Origin of the sequence: Mangrovihabitans endophyticus, assembly GCF_014646155.1 — a bacterium.
GTDB classification, from domain to species: domain Bacteria; phylum Actinomycetota; class Actinomycetes; order Mycobacteriales; family Micromonosporaceae; genus Actinoplanes; species Actinoplanes endophyticus.
This window is the reverse complement of record NZ_BMMX01000008.1, coordinates 179387-191367: the sequence shown is the minus strand read 5'-3', so window position 1 is coordinate 191367 and position 11981 is coordinate 179387. Positions and strand designations below refer to the sequence as shown.

General features: G+C 70.0%; 11 protein-coding genes. 1 reads left to right on the top strand and 10 read right to left on the bottom strand.

Annotation, left to right across the window (positions count from 1 at the left end; all coding sequences use genetic code 11):
* Positions 1–153: 153 nt before the first annotated feature.
* From IEY73_RS12860 to IEY73_RS12830, 7 genes are all read right to left on the bottom strand, one after another.
* Positions 154–576, bottom strand: coding sequence for a hypothetical protein (locus IEY73_RS12860; protein ID WP_189079396.1), 423 nt, complete (start codon positions 574–576; stop codon positions 154–156).
* 200 nt (positions 577–776) lie between these two features.
* Positions 777–2513, bottom strand: coding sequence for a ribonuclease Y (gene rny / locus IEY73_RS12855; RefSeq protein WP_189079395.1), 1737 nt, complete (start codon positions 2511–2513; stop codon positions 777–779).
* A 469-nt stretch (positions 2514–2982) separates the two neighbouring features.
* Positions 2983–3666, bottom strand: coding sequence for a regulatory protein RecX (locus IEY73_RS12850; protein ID WP_189079394.1), 684 nt, complete (start codon positions 3664–3666; stop codon positions 2983–2985).
* Between the two features lie 22 nt (positions 3667–3688).
* Positions 3689–4708: a recombinase RecA gene (gene recA, locus IEY73_RS12845; RefSeq protein WP_189079393.1), complete on the bottom strand. Its 1020-nt coding sequence runs from the start codon at positions 4706–4708 to the stop codon at positions 3689–3691.
* Positions 4709–4907: 199 nt separating this feature from the next.
* A complete protein-coding gene (locus IEY73_RS12840) occupies positions 4908–5108 on the bottom strand; it encodes a DUF3046 domain-containing protein (RefSeq protein ID WP_189079392.1) in 201 nt (66 codons plus the stop codon).
* A 76-nt stretch (positions 5109–5184) separates the two neighbouring features.
* On the bottom strand, positions 5185–5850 hold the full coding sequence (locus tag IEY73_RS12835; RefSeq protein ID WP_189079391.1) for a UdgX family uracil-DNA binding protein: 666 nt from the start codon (positions 5848–5850) through the stop codon (positions 5185–5187).
* Positions 5851–5925: 75 nt separating this feature from the next.
* On the bottom strand, positions 5926–7284 hold the full coding sequence (locus IEY73_RS12830) for an aminotransferase class I/II-fold pyridoxal phosphate-dependent enzyme (protein WP_189079390.1): 1359 nt from the start codon (positions 7282–7284) through the stop codon (positions 5926–5928).
* A gap of 51 nt (positions 7285–7335) precedes the next feature.
* Here IEY73_RS12830 and IEY73_RS12825 point away from each other — a divergent pair, with 51 nt between their 5' ends.
* Positions 7336–8679 (top strand): bifunctional pyridoxamine 5'-phosphate oxidase family protein/GNAT family N-acetyltransferase, encoded by a 1344-nt coding sequence (locus IEY73_RS12825; protein ID WP_189079389.1) that lies wholly within the window; start codon positions 7336–7338, stop codon positions 8677–8679.
* Between the two features lie 27 nt (positions 8680–8706).
* Here the strand turns inward: IEY73_RS12825 and IEY73_RS12820 are convergent, their stop codons facing one another.
* The 3 genes from IEY73_RS12820 to IEY73_RS12810 all read right to left on the bottom strand — a co-directional run bounded on the left by IEY73_RS12820 (position 8707) and on the right by IEY73_RS12810 (position 11837).
* The gene (locus IEY73_RS12820; RefSeq protein WP_189079388.1) at positions 8707–9159 is read right to left on the bottom strand and encodes a DoxX family protein; all 453 of its coding nucleotides are present in this window, start codon (positions 9157–9159) and stop codon (positions 8707–8709) included.
* Positions 9160–9432: 273 nt separating this feature from the next.
* A complete protein-coding gene (locus tag IEY73_RS12815; protein ID WP_189079387.1) occupies positions 9433–10485 on the bottom strand; it encodes a hemolysin family protein in 1053 nt (350 codons plus the stop codon).
* A complete protein-coding gene (locus tag IEY73_RS12810; protein ID WP_189079386.1) occupies positions 10482–11837 on the bottom strand; it encodes a hemolysin family protein in 1356 nt (451 codons plus the stop codon). Before IEY73_RS12810 ends, IEY73_RS12815 begins: the two co-directional genes overlap by 4 nt.
* Positions 11838–11981: the final 144 nt, after the last annotated feature.

Sequence of the window (11981 nt, the reverse complement as noted above, 5' to 3'; positions counted from 1 at the left end):
ACCAAGCCAGAGCCATGAACAGCCACTACGCCCGACAAGCCCTCATCGAACCGTGATCACGATCCCCGGCTGGAGTACTAGGCACGAAGGCGAGCGCCAGCACGCCGGCCGCGGCCGCGGCGGATCGGCTGAGAAGCTTTCCGGTTCTGTTGATCATGAGTGCACTACCCCCGTGCTCACGATGGTCTGCGGCGATCCGGGCACGAACAGTTGCAGGTCTGCGTGCCAGTCCTGATAGCCGGAGATGTTCGTCGCGGTGACGTCGACATGATTGGTCGAGTCGTTCACCGCCTTCTTTTGCTGGCCGATGATCGCGGTGCCGTCCTTGAGCGTCAACGTGAGCTGACCGTGATACTTGAACGACGAGGGACATGTGTAACCGCCCCAAGCCTCGATTTTGCCGTCCGATCCGATCAGGTCATCCGACACATAGACGGACGCGTCACATTGCGCATAGAAGTTCTCGGCCACTCCGGTCGCTGTCTTGGCAGCAGCCGACTGAGCCGAAGCAATGACCGCCGTTGTCGCGACGCCCGCAACGGCCGCAACCGCTGCAGACACGGGCGTCTTCAGCATTAATCCCTCCGTGTGAACAAATAGGCAACCTTGGTCTGGCCGCCACGTTAGGAGAGATGGCACAGCACCTCAAGGCGATAAGCCGAATTGACCGCAATAATCGTCGCTCAAGGGCTCGAAACGCCTGGTCACACCGCCTTGTGGCGCATTTCACCATGCGCAGGACGGACGGGTGGTTTACACGGTTGAAATGCGGGAAGTCAACGCGCCAACTCGGTGACCCGCGATTCGCGCACCACGGTGACACGGATCTGACCGGGGTAGGTCAGCTCTTCCTCGATCTGCTTGGCCACATCCCGGGCCAGCACGGCGGCGCCGATGTCGTCGATGTCGTCGGGCCGCACCATCACCCGGATCTCGCGACCCGCCTGCATGGCGAACACCTTATCCACCCCGGACTTGCCGCCGGCGATCTCCTCGATGCGCTCCAACCGCTTCACGTACGCCTCAAGGCTCTCCCGGCGTGCCCCCGGCCGGCCGCCCGAGCACGCATCGGCGGCTTGAGTGAGGACGGCCTCGACGGTCTGCGGGGGAACTTCGTTGTGATGGGCCTCGATGGCGTGCACCACGTCGTCCGACTCGCCGTACTTGCGAGCCATGTCCGCGCCGATCAGCGCGTGGCTTCCCTCGACCTCGTGGGTGAGCGCCTTGCCGATGTCGTGCAGGAACGCCGACCGCTTGACCGTGGCGACGTCGAGCCTGAGTTCGGCCGCCATGATGCCCGCGATGTGCGCCGTCTCGACCAGATGCTTGAGCACATTCTGCCCGTAGCTCGTGCGGTACCGCAGGCGGCCGAGCTTCTTGGCGATCTCCGGGTGGACGTTGGTGATGCCCACGTCCACCAGTGCCTCCTCGGCGGCACGGTCGCAGAGGCGGTCCACCTCGTTCTTCGCCGACTCGAAGACCTCTTCAATGCGGTGCGGGTGGATCCGCCCGTCGAGCACCAGCTTTTCCAGCGTCAGCCGGCCCACCTCGCGGCGTACCGGGTCGAAGCAGGACAGCAACACCGCCTCGGGGGTGTCGTCGATGATCAGGTTGACGCCGGTCGTCGACTCGAAGGCCCGGATGTTGCGGCCCTCACGCCCGATGATCCGGCCCTTCATCTCGTCGCTCGGCAGATGCAACACACTGACCACGCTCTCCGCGGTCTGTTCGCTGGCGATGCGTTGGATGGCGTCCACCACGATGTGCCGTGCACGGGTGTCGGCGGTGCTGCGGGCGTCGTTCTCGATGTCCCGGACCAGCAGGGCCGCCTCGCGCTTGGCCTGTCCCTCGATGCTGTCGATGAGTTCCAGGCGGGCCGTCTCGGCGGTCAGGCCGGCGACGCGTTCGAGCTCCTTGCGCCGCGACTCCTCGGCGGCGGCCATCTCCGCCTCGCGCCCCGCGAGAGCGCTCTCGCGGGAAGCCAGCTCGCCGTCCACGGTCGCCAGGCGGCGCTCCCTCTCGACGAGACGCTCCACTTCCTCGGCGTGCAGACGCTCGCGCTCGTCGATGCGGGCCGCGCGGCGTTCCACCTCGGCGGCCTGCTCCTTAGCCGTGGCGTTGATCAGCGCGGTCTCCCGCTCGCCGCTGCGCCGGGCGGCGGTCCGCAACTGCTCGGCGTCCGACTCGGCCTGGCGATGGGCGTGTTCCAGAATCGTGTCCGCCTCTTCGTGAGCGGACTCAAGCACACGGCGGGCCTCGGCCCGCGCGGCTGCAGCCTCGGCCTTGGCAGCCGCCGCCTCCGCGCGTACGGACGCCGCCTTGGCATTCGCATCCTCGATGCGCGCCTTGGCGACCTCGACGCGGGCGTTCGCGTCGTCCTCGGCCTGACCCCGGCGCTCGTCGCGGCCAGACTGAATCTGCTTGAGCGCCCGACTTCCGAGCAGGAGGCCGGCCACCACGAAAGCGGCGAGAACGACGATCGCTACTACCAGCACCCAGTCCAGGGCGGTCATCTCGCCGCTTCTCCCTTCGCCGCGCTCCGTCTCGCAGATACGGCAGTTTCCGGCGATTGCCCGAAGCCGTCTCCAAGATCGCCCGACCACGGCAGTGGTGACGGCACCAGTTGCCGCCGCGGGCTCAACCCGCGATGGGTGCGCACCGCTGACCCGCGCGGTCCGCGCGGGAAGCATCCATATTTGTTTTCGTAATGTGATGCGTTCTATGTTGTGCGCGTTGCTTGCGTTGGTCGAACAACCTTGTGTAACGCGAGGCTAGGTCGCGGATACCGGTTCGGTCAAGGACTCATGATTCGCCGGAGGTTGGGACTTTGGGCACAGAACCGTTCACGCCCTGCTCACCGGGGGTGCACATATTTTCGGACTTAAGCCCTGTCTCGGAACCCCGTCTCGGAGCCCTCGGACACGCCGGTGGCGGAACCCTCGGACGATCGGCGCGGCGGATGCCGAGCCTGGGTATGTGAGGTCAGTCGCCCGTCGCGCCGTCGGCGAGCGCATCGACGTCGAGGCCGTCGGCGAACTCGGCAGCTTCGGCATCGCGGGCCGCCAGCGCGTCCTTCACTGCCCGGACGGCCACACCCGGCGGATATCCCTTGCGCGCCAGCATCGCCACGAGACGACGGAAGACCGCATCCGGTGAACCGGTCGCGGTGCGAAGCTTGCGATCCACCAGCGCCCGCGCGGTGGCCGCCTCCTCGTCGGGATCGAGGGTCTCCAGGGCCTCGTCGGCGATCTCCGCGTCGACGCCACGCCTGCGCAACTCGGCGGCCAGCGCCCGGCGTGCGAGCCCGCGCCCGTGATGACGGCTCGACACCCAGGCCCGCGCGAACGCGGCGTCGTCGATGATGCCGACCTCGTCGTAGCGGTCGAGGACATCGGCGATGGTCTCGGCGGAAATCTGCCGACGGGCGAGGGCCGTTGCCAGCTCGGCACGAGTGCGGGGCCGCATGGATAGCTGACGCAGGCATATCTCCCTGGCCATTTCGCTCTCGTCGGCGCTCGCCCCCGGCGAGTTCCGGTGTGCGCCACGGGCGTTGCCGCGCTCGGGCGCCGCACGCCGGAACTCGCCACCGGGGGAATCCTCATCGGTCGGCCGGGGCGGGATGGCGTCCCACCCGCGACCGGCCCGTGCGCCTCGTCGTCCCGGCATCAGCGCGGCGTGTGCGCAGGCATCAGAAGTCGACCGGAGGCAGCTCGACACCGCCCGCTGCATCGCCGGCCGTCTGGCCGACGCCGAGCTTCTCCAGGATCTTCTTCTCGATCTCGGCAGCCACGTCGGGGTTCTCCCGCAGGAACTCCCGCGCCTTCTCCTTGCCCTGACCGAGCTGGTCGCCGTCGTAGGTGTACCAGGCGCCGGACTTGCGGATGATGCTCTGCTCGACACCGACGTCGATCAGTGAGCCCTCGCGCGAGATGCCCTTGCCATACATGATGTCGAACTCGGCCTGCTTGAACGGCGCGGCCACCTTGTTTTTCACCACCTTGACGCGGGTGCGGTTGCCGACCACGTCGGTGCCGTCCTTCAGGCTCTCGATCCGCCGCACGTCCAGCCGCACCGACGAGTAGAACTTCAGCGCTCGGCCACCGGTCGTGGTCTCCGGCGACCCGAACATCACGCCGATCTTCTCGCGGAGCTGGTTGATGAAGATGGCGGTGGTGCCGGAGTTGTTCAGCACACCGGTGATTTTGCGTAGCGCCTGGCTCATGAGGCGGGCCTGCAGGCCCACATGGCTGTCGCCCATCTCGCCCTCGATCTCCGCCCGGGGCACCAGGGCGGCCACCGAGTCGATGACGATGATGTCGAGGGCACCGGAACGGATCAGCATGTCCGCGATCTCCAGCACCAGCAGCGCGTCGGTGTCGACGCCCAGGGCGCGCGCGTAGTCCGGGTCGAGAGCGTGCTCGGCGTCGACGAACGCCGCGATGCCGCCGGCCCGTTGCACGCTGGCCACCGCGTGCAACGCCACGGTGGTCTTACCGCTGGACTCCGGGCCGTACACCTCGATGACCCGGCCGCGAGGCAGACCGCCGACACCGAGCGCGACGTCCAGGGCGATCGAGCCGGTCGGGATCACGGCGGTCTGGATGACCGGCCGCTCCCCCAGCCGCATCACCGAGCCCTTGCCGAACTGCTTGTCGATCTGCGCCAGCGCCAGATCGAGCGCCTTTTCCCGGTCGGGTCCTGCCACCATGTCCGCCACCCCTGTACTCGACTTCGCGGCTGTCTTCGCCGATGAGCTTCTGTTCACCACGCGGACACCGTAGGCGGTGGGTACGACAAAAAGCCGCCGCCGTCTCCGTGACCTTGTGGAGGCGATGCCGTTGTGGACAATAGCCGAACACGTGTACGACCATCGAGCAACACGCCGAACAAGCGTACGAGAAATGCCGTCAGTGCAGGCTGGCGGGCACCCGCTCGGGATAGGTCGCAACAATCACGCGCCAGATCGTAGCCGTTTCGACACCCTGTGCAATTGCCTCATCGATGGTGCGGCCGTCCAGTCCGGAAAAGACATGGTCGGCCGCGAGGCTGTGCGCATAGGAAGCGCCGAATGCCTGCTCAAGACGTGTCCAGAAGTCGGTCAATCGCACCCGTCCGAGGGTACCCACGCGGATTCCCGCGCCCGGCCGCCCCCGCTCCGGCCGTGCGCCCGGCCCGGACCCCGGCTCAGCCGGCCACCGCTCCCTGCGCCACCCGCAGATCGTCGACCAGCCCACGGTAGGCGCCGTCCCGGTCATCGGCACGCAGCACCGCGGACGGATGGATGGTGGCCATCGCCCGGATCTCGGCAACCGGAAAATCGCCCGGGTGCTGGGCCGCGGCCGGCCACGGCATGAGCTGCCCCCGGGAGCGGGTGACCCGGAACGCCGGGCCGAACAGCGCCTTGGCGGCGGTAGCGCCCAGCCCCACCACCAATTCCGGCTTGAGCAGGGAAAACTCCGCAACCAGCCAGGGGCGGCAGGCGGCGATGTGCGCCGGACCGGGAGTCTGGTGGATGCGCCGCTTGCCGCGCATCTCGAAACGGAAATGCTTCACCGCGTTGGTGATGTAGACGCCCGTGGCATCGATGCCCGCCTCGTCGACCGCCTCCCGCAGCAATCGACCGGCCGGCCCGACGAACGGCAGGCCGTGCTGATCCTCGACGTCCCCGGGCTGCTCGCCGACGAACACGATCCGCGCGTGTGCGTCGCCGCGCCCGAACACGGTCTGGGTGGCGTCGGCGTAGAGCTCACATCCCTCGCAGCCGGTGGCGGCCTCCTTCAGGTCGTCGAGCCCGTCCGGGTGTGCGGGAACCCATTGCTGCGCGCCGATCGGAGCGTCCGTTGTGGCCATGCCGAACGTTCTACCCCCAGGGCGCACGGTGATGCCGTACGGGGTCCGCGAGGTCGCGGATCCGCCGACGCTCGCTCAGCGGCCCGGCACCGCCCGATCCGCCGGGCGGACGACCGCAGCCACCGCATCGGCCAGCGGCATGAGACCGGACTCGTCCAGCGGGCTGACGGTGATCCGGATCCCGGCCGGGGCTCCGACACGGAACAGCGAACCGGGCGCCACGGCATATCCGCGGTCACGCAGTCCGGCCACGGCGTGCGTCTCGTCGGCCACCGGCACCCAGACGTTCATGCCGGTCTCGCCTCGCGCTTCGAGACCGCGCGACCGCAGCGCATCGATGAGCCCGGACCGCCGCCGATCGTACGATCGGCCCGCCGCCGCCAGCGCCGTGGTGACCGAGGCGTCGCGCCACAGCGCCAGCAGCACTCCCTGCAGCACGGTGGACACCCAGCCGGCACCGATGCGCATCCGGCCGGTGACTCGCGCAACGGTCGCCTCGTCGCCCGCGAGCACCGCGACGCGCAGGTCCGGCCCGTACGACTTGGAGGCCGACCGCGAGAACGCCCAGCCCGAGGTCACCGGCCCGATCGCGTGCAGCGGAGCACCGGCCAGTTCCGCCGCGTGATCGTCCTCGATGAGCAGCACAGTCGGCCGTGCGGCCAGACACTCCCGGAGCGCCGCCGCGCGCGCCGCGGTGACCGCCGCGCCGACCGGGTTCTGCGCACGAACGGTGATCACCACCGCGCTCACCCCGTCGGCCAGCGCCCGCGTGAGCGCTTCCGGCAGCGGGCCTTCGTCGTCGACGGCCATCGGCACCGCCCGCAGGCCCAGCGCGGCGACCAGGTCGAGCAGGTTGGCCCATCCGGGATCCTCGACGGCAACCGCGTCGCCGGGGCGTAGATGCGTGGTGAGGAGCCGCTCGATGGCATCGAGCGTGCCGGAGGTGACCGTGATGTCCGCCCGCTCGACCGGCACGCCGTCGGCCGCCAGCCGGCGACGGGCGGCCTCGGCCAGCACGGACAACCCGGCCGCGGCATAACCGGCCACACCGTGGCCGTCGCGGGAGTCCGACGCCGCGGCGACGGCGCGCAGCGGCGACGCCAGCCGCGGCAGCAGACACGCGTCAGGCTCACCGGACGACAGGTCGAGGATGCCGTCGGGCACCGGCGGGCGCAGCGCCGATCGGGTGGACGCCACCGCGGGTCGCGCCCGCACCCGGGTGCCACGTCGCCCACCGGTCTCCACGACGCCACGTCGGCGCAGTTCCTGATAGGCCTTGGCGACCGTGGCGGGGCTGACGTGCAGTCGTCCGGCCATCAGCCGCACCGGAGGAAGCGCCGCTCCCCACGCGTAGTCGCCCTGGCGCACACCGCGCTCGATGCTTGCCGAAATCTCCGCGGCGGTGGAGCCGGTCACCTGATATTGTTCTGCCACAGATCTGATTATGTACTAGCACAGATGGGCCGGCAAGCAGGGAGGGCCTCCATGACCGACGACTACCCGCCCACCTCGCGGACCACGGCCACCCGCCCTCTCGACCGGATGGGCTATGCGCGATCGAGCGCGCATGCCGTGCTCGACGAGGCGTACGACTGTGCCGTGGCGTTCGTCGCCGAGGGTGAGCCCCGCCTGCTGCCGATGCTGCACGTGCGCATCGAGGACACCCTCTATCTGCACGGATCGACCGGCGGCCACCCGGCGCTACGGGCACGCGGTGCGGGCCTGCCGGTGTGCGTGTGTGTGACCCTCGTGGAGGGGCTCGTCTTCGCCCGCTCCCAGATGCACCACAGCGCCAACTACCGCTCGGTGGTCGCCTTCGGCACGGCGCGGGCGGTGACCGACGAGGGGGAGAAGCGACGTGCGCTGAGCGCCCTGGTGGACAAGGCCGCCCCCGGACGGGCCTCCGACAGCCGGCCACCCGACCGGCGCGAACTCGCCGCCACCGCGGTGCTGTCCCTGCCCCTGCGGGAGGTGTCGGTGCGCGCGCGCACGTCAGGGGTGGTCGACGATCCGGCCGACCTCGGGCTTCCGCACTGGGCGGGGGTGGTGCAGTTGCGCCGGGTCGCCGGGCCCGCGGAGACAGCACCGGGCGCAAGCGGTCCGCCGCCGGCCTATCTGCGCCACGAGCAGTCTCCCTGGCACACCGCGGCCACGCTGACCGGGCGGTACGTGCGACTGGAACCGCTGGCGATGTCGCACGTGGACGGCTTGCACGCGGCGCTGGCCGACGACGAGGTGTGGCGCTTCCTGACCAGCCCACGGCCGACCGAGCACACCGAGACGGCCGGCCACGTGACCGCTGCACTGCACGCCCAGTGGGAGGGTGAGCGTGTGGCATGGGCCCAGTGCGACCCGGGCACCGGCCAGGTCCTGGGCATGACGATGTATCACGACATCGACGAGCGCGGCCGCGCCCTGGGTATCGGCCACACCGTCCTGGGCCGCCCGTGGTGGCGCACCGGCGTCAACGTCGAAGCCAAACTGTTGCTGCTGGAGCGAGCGTTCGAGGTGCTCGGCGCGCAACGGGTGTTCTGGTACACCGACGTGCGCAACGAACGCTCGCAACGCGCCATCGCCGCGCTCGGAGCGAGCCGGGACGGGCTGATCCGGCGGCACCGGCTGCGCCCGGACGGCACCTGGCGCGACTCGGTGCTGTTCGCCATGACCGCCGACGAGTGGCCGGCCGCCTCGACGCGGCTCCGGGCACGACTTGCGGCGGCGGCCCGCAACGACGGGACGGGCCACGTCGACGAGACGGCCCATCGCACCGGGACGGGCCACGTCGACGGGACGGCCCATCGCACCGGGACGACGGCCCCGGCGCGATGAATCGCCACGCGCGCATCGGCGCTACTACTACGCCGGCACCGGCTGCTCGTCGACGTCGTCGTCGACCTCGTCCACCGTGCGACGTCGGCGGGTCATGAGCGCGTCCAGCGCCCAGGGTCCGGCGCCGAGCACGGCGATGGCGAGGAACGCCCAGGCGTACAGGGCCGCGGGCTCTCCGCCGTTCTGCGTCGGGAGCACGCCCTTGGACTGGTGGACCGTGAAATACGCGTAAGCCATGCTGCCCGAGGCGAGGAGGGCCGCCGGGCGGGTGACCAGGCCGACCATCACCAGCAGGCCGCAGACGACCTGGATCAGACCTGCCCACCATCCGGGCCACTGGCCGGTCGGCAGGGCCGCGCCGCTGCCCTGCGCACCCCCGAAGAGGCCGAAGACCGTGCCCGATCCGTGTGTCAGGAAGAGCAGTCCGACGACGATCCGGAAGGCGGACAGCATCGGTCCGGAGAACCGGTGGAGGTCCATGGTGTTACTCCCTCACGCTATAAATAGATACATTTCAATGCGTGAGGAGCTTAAGTGGTTGAAGGTGCAACAATCAATCGGTCAACATCATAGGGTTTGCCCAGGACGCACCGAAAGGTCAGTCATCTCGGTAAAGATCCAGCTCAATCAGCATGACCGAGATGAAGTGGGGAATCACACAGTCTTCCCGGGGCGCGAGCACGACCGCACCACGGCAGGCACGGCAGGCACGGCAGGCATGGTGGGCACGGCCGCGGCGAGAGCAGCCCGGGCTCAGCGTGCGCGGCGCCCCACCGGGGTCGGATCGGTCTCGTCGTCGAACTCGCCGATCACCTGCTCCAGCAAGTCTTCCAGGGCGACGAACCCGGCGCGCCGGCCCGCCCGGGTCACCATGGCGAGCTGCGCCCGGCCGGCCCGCATCTGGGCGACCGCGTGCGTCACGGTCACCCGGGCGTCCAGCACGAACGGGCGGTCCATCAGGTCGGCCGCGGTGGCGTCCCGTCCAGCCGTCGTGGTGCGCACCGCCTCCCGGACGTGCACCACGCCGACGACATCGCCGTCGTCGGTGACCGCAAGGCGGGAACGGCCGCTGCGCACCGAGGCGCGTTCGATGTCCGCGGCACGGTCCGACGGGCGTACCGTGACCAACTGGTCGTGCGGAATGAGCAGGTCGCCGACGCGGGTGTCCTGCAGCCGGAGCATGCTGGTCAGCAGCTCGGTCTGCTCGGCGCCGATGAGTCCCTCGGCCCGGGACCGCTCGAACAGAATGTTCATCTCGGCCGGGCCGTGCGCCTGCGCCAGTTGGTCCTGCGGGTGCACGCCGAAGGGCGACAGCACGGCGTTGGTCAGCCGGTTGAGCGCGTTCAGGCCCGGCCGGACCAGGCGTGCGAACGACCGGAACGGCAACGCGAGCAGGCGGGCCGACCGTTCCGGGTCGGTGATCGCCCAGGACTTCGGCATCATCTCCCCCACCACCAGGTGCAGGAACGTGACCACGATCAGCGCCGCCACGAACGCGATCACCTCGCTCGGCAACTCGGGCAACCCGACCGCGTGCAGCGCCGGATCGATCAAGTGCGCCAGCGCGGGCTCGGCGAGCGCACCCAGGCCCAGCGAGCACAGGGTGATGCCGAGCTGCGCCCCGGCCAGCATGAGCGAAAGCTCGCGGGTACCCTCCAGCGCGGCGCGGGCGGCCCGGCTGCCCCCGGCCGCGGCGTGCTCCAAGCGGTACCGCTTGCTGGCCACCAGCGCGAACTCGGCCGCCACGAAGAAGGCGTTGCCGGCCAGCAGCACGACCGACAGCCCGAAGGCCCAGAACTCGCTCACGGAGCCACCTCCACCGCGGCGCCGTACGGCGTGACACGCACCGATCTGGCCACGTGCCGGTCCACGGTCAACACGGTGAGCAGGACCTCCGCGGTGTCTCCCGAGGCCGGCCCGGCCGGCGTTCCGGGCTCGATCCGCACCTCGTCGCCGACCTGCGGTACCCGCCCCAGCCGGGACATGATCAGGCCGGACACGGTGTCGTAGTCGTCGGCCTCGGGCAACGCCACCCCGGTCGCGCCGGCCACCTCGTCCACCCGCAGGTGCGCCGGGATCACCCAGGTGCCGTCCGCCTGACGGGCCGGCGCCGGTTCGGGCGGATCGTCCTCGTCGCGGATCTCGCCGACCAGTTCCTCCGCGATGTCCTCCAGGGTGATGATGCCGGCGAACCCGCCGTACTCGTCGGCAACGCACGCCAACTGGCGATGATCGGCGCGCATCCGTTCCAGCACACGCGGCAGGCGCAGCGACGACGGTACGAACAGCGGCGCGACGCCGAGGTCGGCCGCCCGCGTCGTGGCGCGTTCCGCGGCCGGGACGAGCAGCACGTCGGCGATGCCCACGACCGCCACGATCTCGTCGACGCCGTGGCCGTCGCGTACCGGGAAGCGAGCATGGCCGGTGTCCAGCAGCCGCACGATGTCCGCGGCCGAGTCCTCCGCCGCGACGGTACGCACGTTCACCCTCGGCACCATGACCTCGGCGGCGGTTCGGCGGCGGAAGTCGAGTCCGCGGTCGAGTTGCTCGGACAACTCCGGATCGAGGCTGCCCTCGGCGCGCGACTCCGCGATGATCTGTTCCAGGTCCTCCTCGGTGGCGCCCTCGGGCAGTTCTTCGATCGGCTGCACGCCGATGCGCCGCAACAGGCCCGCGGCCGCCCGGTCGAAGAGACGGATGAGCGGGCCGAACACGGTCAGATAGGTGAGTGTGGCCCGGCTGAGCGTCTTGGCCATCGCCTCCGGCCGCGCGATGGCCAGGTTCTTCGGGGCCAGCTCGCCCAGCACCATCTGCACCACTGTCGCGATGAGCAATGCCAGGAAGACGGAGACCGGCGTGCCGATCGCGGCGGGCGTGCCGGCGTAGCCGAACAGGTCGGCCAGCCCGGCTCCGAGGTACGGCTCGGCCAGGTAGCCGACGACCAGCGCGGTGACCGTGATGCCGAGCTGGGCCCCGGACAGCACGAAGGAGAGTTGCTCGGTCACGGCGAGCGCTCGCGCGGCGGCCTTGTCGCCCGCTTCGGCCTCTCGGCGCAGCCGGCCCCGGTCGACCGCGACATAGCCGAACTCGACGACGACGAAGTATCCGGTGCACGCGGTGACGACGATCACCAGCGCGAGGCCGACGAGGATCAGCATGACCGGAGAGAACGGGATGCCGGCGGCACGGCCGGGAAGACCCGTGACCCGATGCGGACGTGGAGCCGGGCCGAGCCCGGCTGACTACTGCCGCTCATCGGTAAACGGTACCAATCGTCGCTGGGGGCTCGCTGTGAAACCCCC

Excerpts from the sequence above, each read along its gene's own strand:
- recA (WP_189079393.1), bottom strand. The coding sequence starts at position 4,708 with ATGGTGGCAGGACCCGACCGGGAAAAGGCGCTCGATCTGGCGCTGGCG.
- IEY73_RS12835 (WP_189079391.1), bottom strand. The coding sequence starts at position 5,850 with ATGGCCACAACGGACGCTCCGATCGGCGCGCAGCAATGGGTTCCCGCA.
- IEY73_RS12850 (WP_189079394.1), bottom strand. The coding sequence starts at position 3,666 with ATGCCGGGACGACGAGGCGCACGGGCCGGTCGCGGGTGGGACGCCATC.
- IEY73_RS12820 (WP_189079388.1), bottom strand. The coding sequence starts at position 9,159 with ATGGACCTCCACCGGTTCTCCGGACCGATGCTGTCCGCCTTCCGGATC.
- IEY73_RS12810 (WP_189079386.1), bottom strand. The coding sequence starts at position 11,837 with ATGCTGATCCTCGTCGGCCTCGCGCTGGTGATCGTCGTCACCGCGTGC.
- IEY73_RS12860 (WP_189079396.1), bottom strand. The coding sequence starts at position 576 with ATGCTGAAGACGCCCGTGTCTGCAGCGGTTGCGGCCGTTGCGGGCGTC.
- IEY73_RS12825 (WP_189079389.1), top strand. The coding sequence starts at position 7,336 with ATGACCGACGACTACCCGCCCACCTCGCGGACCACGGCCACCCGCCCT.
- rny (WP_189079395.1), bottom strand. The coding sequence starts at position 2,513 with ATGACCGCCCTGGACTGGGTGCTGGTAGTAGCGATCGTCGTTCTCGCC.